Origin of the sequence: Blautia sp. RTP21359st1_E11_RTP21359_211015, assembly GCF_040910705.1 — a bacterium.
Classification (GTDB): Bacteria; Bacillota; Clostridia; order Lachnospirales; family Lachnospiraceae; genus Blautia_A; species Blautia_A fusiformis.
Window position 1 is genome coordinate 1 of sequence record NZ_JBDGAB010000062.1, and the last position, 8980, is coordinate 8980.

Genomic DNA, 8980 nt, shown 5'->3' on the forward strand with positions numbered 1-8980 from the left:
GCCTGTCTGGTTGCATGTGGTAGTTCTAACAAGGATTCCGTGAACGATGATAAACAAGAGGTAAGACTGGGAAAAATGAATATGCCAGAGCGTGAGGTTGTAGAATTGCTGAGTAACGGAGACGTAGAATTAAAAATTTCGAAAGAATGAAATTACTGTTTTTCTATACGAAGAGCTCGACAGATTTTAGATAATTGCGATCTGTGAAGGATTTGCAATTTTAGGAATGATATTTTTGATTATCAGTTGATAGTCAACTTCCAGTTTGTTGAATTAAAAATGAAATAAAGTTTCAGTAATCATAGAGTGTATGGATTCAATTCCATATGCTCTTTTTCTTTTACTTAATTTCAAGAAAATGCAGAAATCTAATGTTACGAGTTTCTTACGAGTGGCATTAAAAAAACTCGCAAGAAAACTCGTAAGAAAAAAAGTAAAAAAATTTGCTTTTGACCACTGTAAAACAGGCTCTGAGCGTTTCGTTATATGAAGGGATAATTTTTCTTTCATAATTCAAAGAAAAGAGGACAAAGAAATGTCAGAGAACTGGATGACGAAACAGGAATTGGTCTGATTGAGAAACGCAGACAGGGATTTGGAAAGGTGAACGTTATCTACGTGAAAACCTTTATGCCTGAGAAAACAGATAAGAAAAAATTTGGAGAGGAATTAAAGAAGTTTAAAAAACAAACTTCTGTGGAAAATGAGGAATCTACAGAAGTTTACAATTCAAACTTCATGAAGTCCCAAAAACAAACTTCAAGAAGTTTACATTTCAAACCCTAATAATACTAATCTTAGTGATACTGAAATGAATGATAATAAATCTAATCCTATCATATCTGTGGATGAGAAAAGATTTGATAGCGATAATCGCTCTGAGGATTATCAGGCTTATGAAAACCTTGTCAAAGAGACCATTGATTATGAATCACTGGAAGTAACCCATCATGACGATATGCGACAGGTAGATGAAATCGTGAACCTGATCGTAGAGACTGTGATGTGTAAAAATGACAAGATCTTGATTGCCAGCAACTGGTATCCGGCATCACTGGTGAAGAAAAAATTTCTGATGCTGACCTATTCACATATCGAGTATGTCTTACACTGTATGAGTGGTAACACCACAAAGGTGAAGAACATCAAGAAATATTTATTAGCAGCCCTGTTTAATGCACCGTCAACGATGAACGGGTATTATCAGGCAGAGGTGAACCATGATATGCCAGGACTGGTAAGATAGGAGGTGCACATGTTTATTTTAAAACTTGCTGGAAAGATATTATTACTGCCGGTATGGCTGATCCTTTTTGTGATCGGCCTGGCAGTGAAGATGACAGTACAGACTTATGCGGTTGTAAGGGGAATCCTTGGTTTTATATTCACTTTGTTGATTATAGCAACTGCATACTGTTACCATGACTGGGTACAGGTTGTATTCCTGTTTGCGCTGAGTGTTATTCTGTATCTGATCCTGTTTGCAGGAGTGTTCGTAGATACTGTACTGGACATGACAAGAGAACGTATTATTGATTTTATTATATCGTGAGGAGGATATGAAAATGAGCGAAAACAATGATTATATTCAGTTACCACCACTTAAAAAAGACACACCGTCCGATGTGGTAGCATTTATGTGGGAGTACATGAAAGTACCGGAGAATTCAAGAGAAAAAGTTAAGAATCTGCTTAAAGATGCAAATGAAAATGGCGTAAAATTAAGTCATCAGGCACCAACACTGTATGATGTTGTCCCAAAAGAAGAAATTGCTGAATTTGAAGAGCTTATGCGCAAAACCATAGCTGACATTGTATCAGAAGCCAGTAGCGTTGCCTGTTGGGTGTATGTGCAGAAATATGTGAAGCACAAAACCTTAAACGAAATGCTGCAAGAATTGCCAGACGTAGGTCAATTCATCCTAGCTATGGATACCTGGTTTGAAAAACTGATGGAGAAATAATCTAGGAAAATAGTTTAAAGTTTACATGTTATGATCATGTATGAAGTTGGAACAGAATAAAAGATTGTGCTATACTATTGTTCAAGAAAAAAACTCATTGACATATTTCAATCTATTTAGGAGGATAAATGATCATGTGTACAGCAGCAACTTATAAAACAAAAGATTTTTACTTTGGACGAACCCTCGATTATGAATTCTCTTATGGTGATCAGATAGTAATTACACCACGTAATTATGCGTTTAATTTTCGCCATGTTGACGATATGAAAAATCATTATGCAATTATTGGAATGGCTCATGTTGCAGAGGATTATCCTTTGTATTATGATGCTATGAATGAAAAAGGAGTGGCAATGGCAGGACTGAATTTTGTCGGAAATGCTGTTTATTCCGCGATTAAGCCAGATGTGGAAAATATTGCACAGTTTGAATTTATTCCGTGGATTTTAAGTCAGTGTTCTTCTTTAGTTGAAGTTCGCGAGCTTCTTGAACGAATTAATATTGTTAATACTCCTTTCAGCGAGCAATTACCATTAGCACAATTACACTGGATCATTTCTGATGAGAATGAGTCAATTACGGTAGAATCTATGTCGGATGGTTTGCATATTTATGACAATCCAGTAGGAGTGCTTACGAATAATCCGCCATTTCCACAGCAGATGTTTCAACTAAATAATTATATGTATTTATCTCCTAAACAGCCCAGAAATACTTTCTGCGAAAATTTGGCTCTTGATGCATATAGTAGAGGTATGGGAGGATTAGGTCTTCCGGGAGATCTCTCATCTTCCTCACGCTTTGTACGTGTAGCTTTTACAAAGGTAAATGCAATTTCAGGTGAATCAGAGGAAGAAAGCGTTAGCCAATTCTTCCACATTCTCGGATCTGTGGATCAGCAACGAGGATGTTGCGAAGTAGCGGATGGAAAATATGAAATCACATTGTATACGTCGTGTTGTAATGTTACAAAAGGTATTTATTATTACAATACTTATGAAAACCATCAGATCAGTGCAGTAGATATGCATGTAGAAAATCTGGATAGTGATAAAATGATTTGTTATCCAGTAATTCAAGGAGAACGAATCAACTATCAAAATAAATAATGTTTTGAAATCAGGGATGAGGTAGAAAGGAAAGTTCCATGACAAAAGATGAAGTAAAAAAACTCAGGATGAACAGTCCGGAATCACTACAGTTTTTAAATAATGCTACAAAATTTTATAATTTAATGATGATGTATCGTTGTGCTATTCGGGAGATACAAACTAAACTTGAGGTTTTGGATGATGAATTTTCAGTTGAGAACAATCGAAATCCTATTTCTTTTATAAAAACAAGAATTAAGCAACCCAATAGTATTTACGATAAATTGCAGAAGATGGGATATGAATTTACAACAGAAAATATACAGACATATCTCAATGATGTAGCAGGCGTTCGAATAGTTTGTGCGTTTATTGACGATATTTATATGATATCAGATTTGATTACCCAACAGGATGATATTAAAGTTATTGAAATAAAAGATTATATAAAAAATCCAAAATCGAATGGTTATCGAAGCTATCATATGATTGTTGAAATACCAGTATTTTTTGCTAAGGGTAAAACACCTATGCGTGTAGAATTACAGATTCGAACCAATGGCATGGATTTCTGGGCAACATTGGAACATCAACTTCGCTATAAAAAAGGAATTGAAGAAATGCCTGGCTATGATGAGATAAGTGAAGAATTACTTCATTCTGCAAGAGCTATCATTGAAGCAGATAATGAAATGCAGAGAATAAAAGACAAAATTGGTATGTTCCATGAAATTTAGGGAGAAAACTGAGCAAGTAGGAAGGTGGAATATATATGAAACAAGATACTTTAGAGGGCAAAGCAAAAACAAAAAATGGGGTAAAACGGCTGTGTTTTTCCATAATCTGCATTCTTCTGGAAGTGATTTTTATTATTACTATCGTAACACGCTTGAATGAATATGCAGAAATCATAAATTTATTTACAAGGATTTTGAGTGGGATCTTGGTTTTGGGATTGTACGCATCAAATAAGACATCCTCTATGAAAATGCCTTGGGTCATCTTAATTCTAATTTTTCCAATTATGGGTGTAGGCCTGTATTTGTTGATTGGTTTGAATGGTGGCACACATAAAATGCGTGAGCGATATGCAGAAATTGATAGCAAATTGTTACCAATGCTTCCGGACAGTCAGGAGTGTTTGAGCAAAATAAAAGAAACAATTCCGAAAGCAGGAAATATAGCAAGTTACATACAAAGAAATTCGCAGTATCCAATCTATCAGAATACGGATATTGTGTATTTTGATGAAGCAGTGAAAGGATTAGAGGCACAGCTTAAGGATTTGGAGAAAGCACAGAAGTTTATCTTTATGGAATATCATGCGATAGAAGACGCTGAAGCATGGCATAAGATTCAAGATGTTCTGGAAGAGCGAGTAAAAGCAGGTGTGGAAGTTAGAGTATTCTACGATGATATGGGTTCTATAGGCTTTATTAACACAGATTTTGTGAAAAAGATGGAGGCAATAGGAATTCATTGCCGTGTATTCAATCCGTTTATGCCAGGTTTAAATCTGTTTTTGAACAATCGTGATCATAGAAAAATAACAGTTATTGATGGAAAAGTCGGATTTACAGGTGGATATAATCTAGCAAACGAATATTTTAATTACACACACCCGTATGGACAGTGGAAAGATACAGGTATTCGTTTAGAAGGAGATGCTGTTCAGTCGCTTACGGTGACATTTTTGGAAATGTGGAATGCAGTAAGTGATAAGGATGCTAATGATTCTGATTTTAGTAAATACCTTTTCCACTATGATTATGCGGCACAGCAAACTGGGTTTATTCAACCTTATGCAGACAGCCCTATGGATAATGAGCAAGTAGGAGAAGAAGTTTATATCAGTATGATAAATAAAGCTGAAAAATATTGTTGGTTTATGACTCCATATCTAATCATAACAGATGAAATGACGCATGCGTTATGTCTGGCTGCTAAGCGCGGGGTAGACGTAAGAATTATCACACCTGGTATCCCTGATAAAAAATTCATTTATAATATAACTCGTTCTTTTTATCATGGATTAGTTAAACATGGTGTTCGTGTTTATGAGTGGACTCCTGGTTTCTGTCATGCAAAAATGAGTGTGGCAGATGACTGTATGGCAACTTGTGGAACAATTAATCTGGATTATCGAAGTTTATATCACCATTTTGAAAACGGCTGTTTTATGGCAGATTGTCAGGCAGTTGTGGAAATAAAAAATGATCTGATAAGAACGATGGGAGAATGTCGTGATGTGACAGACCAATATCAAACCGGACGAAGTGCATATTTGCGACTGGGACAATTATTTATGAGATTATTTGCTGGATTGCTATAAGAATCTGATGAAACGACCTTTCAAAAAACAGTTGATTTAGAAGTTAACTGTTTTTGAAAGGCCGTTTTTGCTATATCTAACAGTCTGTTGTACAAAGAAGATTTTGCATGGATGAAAAAAACAAACCTTGTTGAGGTTAAATTGAGATTGACTTTGTATTGTATAAGTATGAAATAAAAAGGAATCAGGTGATGTACAATGAAAAAGCATAAAATATGTAAAATCCTTCTTGTTATACTGGCAATTTTTTTATGTGTGGCTTTTTATGAATTGCTCGGAATCTGCGTTGCATATAAAAAGCAGCCGGAAGTGTCCAATACAACCAAAAAAGAAACAAAAAATGGGTCATGGAACGAATGCAGTGAAAATACAGAACGGGCAGTAATCATAGAAAAGAATCCAGAAGCGCTTTTACAAAGAGTGCGTTTGATCAAGAATGCAAAAAAGGAAATTATTCTTTCTACTTTTGCATTTCAATCCGATGAAAGTGGAAAATTGATTTTAGGAGCACTGCATGATGCGGCAGACAGAGGGGTACATATTCGTCTGTTAGTAGATGGAATGGAGAGCTGGATTGATATGGAAGGAAATCCGTATTTCTATGGATTATCTTCCCATGAGAATGTTGAAATTAAACTGTATAATAAGGCCAATCCGTTGAAACCGTGGAAAATGATGGGTAGAATGCATGATAAATATTTGATTGCAGATGGAAAGAGATATATTCTTGGGGGAAGAAATACATACAATTATTTCCTGGGTGATTTTCCGGGACATAAGAACTATGACAGAGACGTGTTAGTGGTTTGCGATGAACCTGAGAAAGAAAATTCAGTTAACCAGTTGTCAGAGTATTTTGAAACCATATGGAATCAGGAAGACAGTGGTTATTTTCATAACAATAAAAAACTGGCAAATAGAAAATCTGTAAAGAACGCAGTTTTAGAGCTGCAGAACAGCTATCAGAAATATTTTGAAGAGAATAAGGAAAGAATCTGCGAGACCAATTATACGGACGAAACTTTTGAGACAGAAAAAATTACATTAGTGTCAAATCCTATTCACACAGGTTCCAAAGAACCAGTAGTGTGGTATCAGTTGGGAGAATTGATGAAAAATGCAAAAAATCGTGTGAAGATCCACACGCCATATATTATCTGTAATGATATGATGTATAATACATGGAAGGAGATTGCAGAGAACGTTTCAGATTTTTCTATCATGACAAATTCAGTTGCGAATAATGGGAATCCATTTGGGGCTGCCGATTATGCGAAAAACAGAAATAGAATTTTAAGTACAGGAATTAATATCTGGGAATATGAAGGCGGTTATTCATACCACGGAAAAAGTATTCTGATTGACGATGATCTGTCTGTAATCGGTTCCTTTAATATGGACATGAGAAGTGCATATCTGGATACGGAACTGATGCTTGTAATTCGCAGTAAAGATATTAATAAACAGTTGGAAGAGGGCATGATGGAATATGAAAAAGTGTCCCGCCAGATATTAGAAGGCGGAACTTATAATGATCCATATCATGTAGAGCCAATCGAATTAACAAAGAAACGTCAGAGAAAAATATTTTTGGTACAGCATCTGCTTGGATGGGCAAGGTATCTGTTTTAATGAGGAGGAAGGAAAACGTGTTTCAAATATTGATTGTAGAAGATGATAAAGAATTAAGCCAGCTATTCCAAAAAGTGCTTGAGAAGAATGGATATCAAGTCAAAAGTGCATCGGATGGAGCACAGGCATTAGAAGTATTGGATAAGGAATATATTGATCTGATCATTTCTGATATTATGATGCCGGTTATGGATGGCTATGAACTGGTGTCAGAACTCCGTTCAGCAGGATATCAGATACCAGTGCTTATGATCACTGCAAAAGGTTCCTTTGATGATATGCGCCAGGGATTTCTTTCGGGAAGTGACGATTATATGGTAAAACCGGTAAATGTGAATGAAATGGTTTTAAGAGTCGGAGCACTGCTTCGCCGTGCACAGATACTGAATGAACACAAAATTGTGATCGGTTCAACAGAGTTTGATTATGATGCAATGACGGTTACAACTGATAAGGAAAGTTTTGTTTTGCCTAAAAAAGAATTCCTGCTTTTATATAAGCTTGCAGCTTCGCCAGGCAGAACATTTACAAAACAACAGTTGATGGATGAAGTATGGGGATACGAGACGGAGGCAGACCCACATACGATAGAGGTACATATAGGAAGAATCAGAGAGCGTTTTAAAGATAACCCTGATTTTGAAATCGTAACAATGCGTGGAATTGGATACAAGGTGGTGAAAAAATAATGGAACAAAAGAAAGAAAAAGGATTGCGGATCCGATCCTGTCTGACTGGTGCAATCTGGCTGGCACTTGTATTTTCAACAGTCATATCTGCTTTATTATTTGCTTTTTTGAATCATTTTTTTAATCTGCCGGGCAGCATACCTGTGCTTGGCTGGCTTTTGATTTTCAATACATTGATTGCAGGGCTGATCACTTCCTTTATCAATGCAAAGTTACTGGAACCAATTACCAGACTTAGTAAAGCAATGAAGGAAGTTTCTCAGGGAGATTTTGAACAGCATTTGGAAACGAACAGCCGTATAGCAGAAGTTGGAGAATCTTATCAAAGTTTTAACGTTATGACAAAAGAACTTCGTGCAACAGAGGTGCTGCAGATGGATTTTGTATCTAATGTTTCTCATGAGTTTAAGACCCCGATTAATGCCATTGAAGGATATACAATGCTGCTTCAGGGAGAAGAACTGTCTCCGGATCAAGAGGAATATGTAGAAAAAATCTTATTTAACACCCAAAGACTTTCCGGATTGGTTGGTAATATTTTGCTGTTATCCAAGTTAGAGAATCAGAATATACCAATGAAAAAAACAGAATATCGTCTGGATGAACAGATCCGCCAGGCATTTCTTTCATTGGAAACAAAATGGACAGAAAAAGAAATTGGTTTTCAGGTAGAATTGGAGGAAGTTAAATATACTGGGAATGAAGGACTTTTTATGCATATCTGGATAAATCTTTTGGATAATGCGATTAAGTTCAGCCCTTCAAAGGGGACAATTACGATGTTTCTGAAACAAGAACAGGATTCTGTTAAGTTCATTCTGGAAGATGAAGGACCCGGAATAGAGGATGATGTAAAATCCAGAATATTTGACAAGTTCTATCAGGTAGATGGATCTCATAAAGCAGAAGGAAATGGCCTAGGTCTTGCACTTGTAAAACGGATTGTAGATAGTGCCGGAGGAACAATCAAAGCAGAAAACCGTGAATATGGTGGATGCAGATTTGTTATAGAGCTGCCAAAGCAGAAAGATGAGATTATATAGTTTTAAGATAAATTAGAAGATGGGAGGATTTATATGACATTTTATCAGGAGTTGCAGTTAAATCAGGCAGGTTCTAAAAACCTGTTGAAAAAGAGTGAAACACTAAAAGAAAAATTATATCATATGTGGGTATATCTGGTGAAGATAGCTGTTACATTGGCATTTTGTTTTTCCTTTGTTAGTATTTTCAGCATCCTATTTGGAAATGAGAACAGCATTGTAGGTG

General features: G+C 35.9%; 8 protein-coding genes and 2 pseudogenes. All 10 read left to right on the forward strand.

Features of this window, described 5'->3' with window-relative positions; all coding sequences use genetic code 11:
• Positions 1-531: 531 nt before the first annotated feature.
• Positions 532-1246 (forward strand): annotated as a pseudogene (locus AB5026_RS16160) (DUF6017 domain-containing protein); the annotation flags it as partial.
• A 9-nt stretch (positions 1247-1255) separates the two neighbouring features.
• Positions 1256-1552 carry a hypothetical protein gene (locus tag AB5026_RS16165; protein WP_015526518.1) on the forward strand — a complete coding sequence of 99 codons (297 nt, stop codon included), beginning with the start codon at positions 1256-1258 and terminating at the stop codon, positions 1550-1552.
• Between the two features lie 7 nt (positions 1553-1559).
• Positions 1560-1964 (forward strand): hypothetical protein, encoded by a 405-nt coding sequence (locus tag AB5026_RS16170; protein ID WP_021650147.1) that lies wholly within the window; start codon positions 1560-1562, stop codon positions 1962-1964.
• Between the two features lie 134 nt (positions 1965-2098).
• A complete protein-coding gene (gene bsh / locus AB5026_RS16175) occupies positions 2099-3076 on the forward strand; it encodes a choloylglycine hydrolase (protein ID WP_015526515.1) in 978 nt (325 codons plus the stop codon).
• A gap of 38 nt (positions 3077-3114) precedes the next feature.
• Positions 3115-3795, forward strand: a complete 681-nt coding sequence (locus AB5026_RS16180) for a GTP pyrophosphokinase family protein (protein ID WP_005360232.1) — start codon at positions 3115-3117, stop codon at positions 3793-3795.
• A gap of 35 nt (positions 3796-3830) precedes the next feature.
• Complete coding sequence (gene cls, locus AB5026_RS16185) at positions 3831-5390, forward strand: cardiolipin synthase (protein ID WP_368213840.1); 1560 nt, start codon at positions 3831-3833, stop codon at positions 5388-5390.
• A gap of 198 nt (positions 5391-5588) precedes the next feature.
• Positions 5589-7022, forward strand: coding sequence for a phospholipase D family protein (locus tag AB5026_RS16190; RefSeq protein ID WP_195566957.1), 1434 nt, complete (start codon positions 5589-5591; stop codon positions 7020-7022).
• Entirely contained in the window at positions 7001-7711 is a 711-nt protein-coding gene (locus tag AB5026_RS16195) for a response regulator transcription factor (protein WP_148445670.1), read from the forward strand. Before AB5026_RS16190 ends, AB5026_RS16195 begins: the two co-directional genes overlap by 22 nt.
• Entirely contained in the window at positions 7711-8754 is a 1044-nt protein-coding gene (locus AB5026_RS16200; RefSeq protein WP_005347239.1) for a HAMP domain-containing sensor histidine kinase, read from the forward strand. Before AB5026_RS16195 ends, AB5026_RS16200 begins: the two co-directional genes overlap by 1 nt.
• A gap of 33 nt (positions 8755-8787) precedes the next feature.
• A pseudogene (locus AB5026_RS16205) lies at positions 8788-8980 on the forward strand (FUSC family protein); the annotation flags it as partial.

What these genes read in the sequence shown, in the direction of transcription:
- AB5026_RS16165 (WP_015526518.1), top strand. Translation starts at nt 1,256, where the DNA reads ATGTTTATTTTAAAACTTGCTGGAAAGATATTATTACTGCCGGTATGG.
- AB5026_RS16170 (WP_021650147.1), top strand. Translation starts at nt 1,560, where the DNA reads ATGAAAATGAGCGAAAACAATGATTATATTCAGTTACCACCACTTAAA.
- bsh (WP_015526515.1), top strand. Translation starts at nt 2,099, where the DNA reads ATGTGTACAGCAGCAACTTATAAAACAAAAGATTTTTACTTTGGACGA.
- AB5026_RS16180 (WP_005360232.1), top strand. Translation starts at nt 3,115, where the DNA reads ATGACAAAAGATGAAGTAAAAAAACTCAGGATGAACAGTCCGGAATCA.
- cls (WP_368213840.1), top strand. Translation starts at nt 3,831, where the DNA reads ATGAAACAAGATACTTTAGAGGGCAAAGCAAAAACAAAAAATGGGGTA.
- AB5026_RS16190 (WP_195566957.1), top strand. Translation starts at nt 5,589, where the DNA reads ATGAAAAAGCATAAAATATGTAAAATCCTTCTTGTTATACTGGCAATT.
- AB5026_RS16195 (WP_148445670.1), top strand. Translation starts at nt 7,001, where the DNA reads ATGGGCAAGGTATCTGTTTTAATGAGGAGGAAGGAAAACGTGTTTCAA.
- AB5026_RS16200 (WP_005347239.1), top strand. Translation starts at nt 7,711, where the DNA reads ATGGAACAAAAGAAAGAAAAAGGATTGCGGATCCGATCCTGTCTGACT.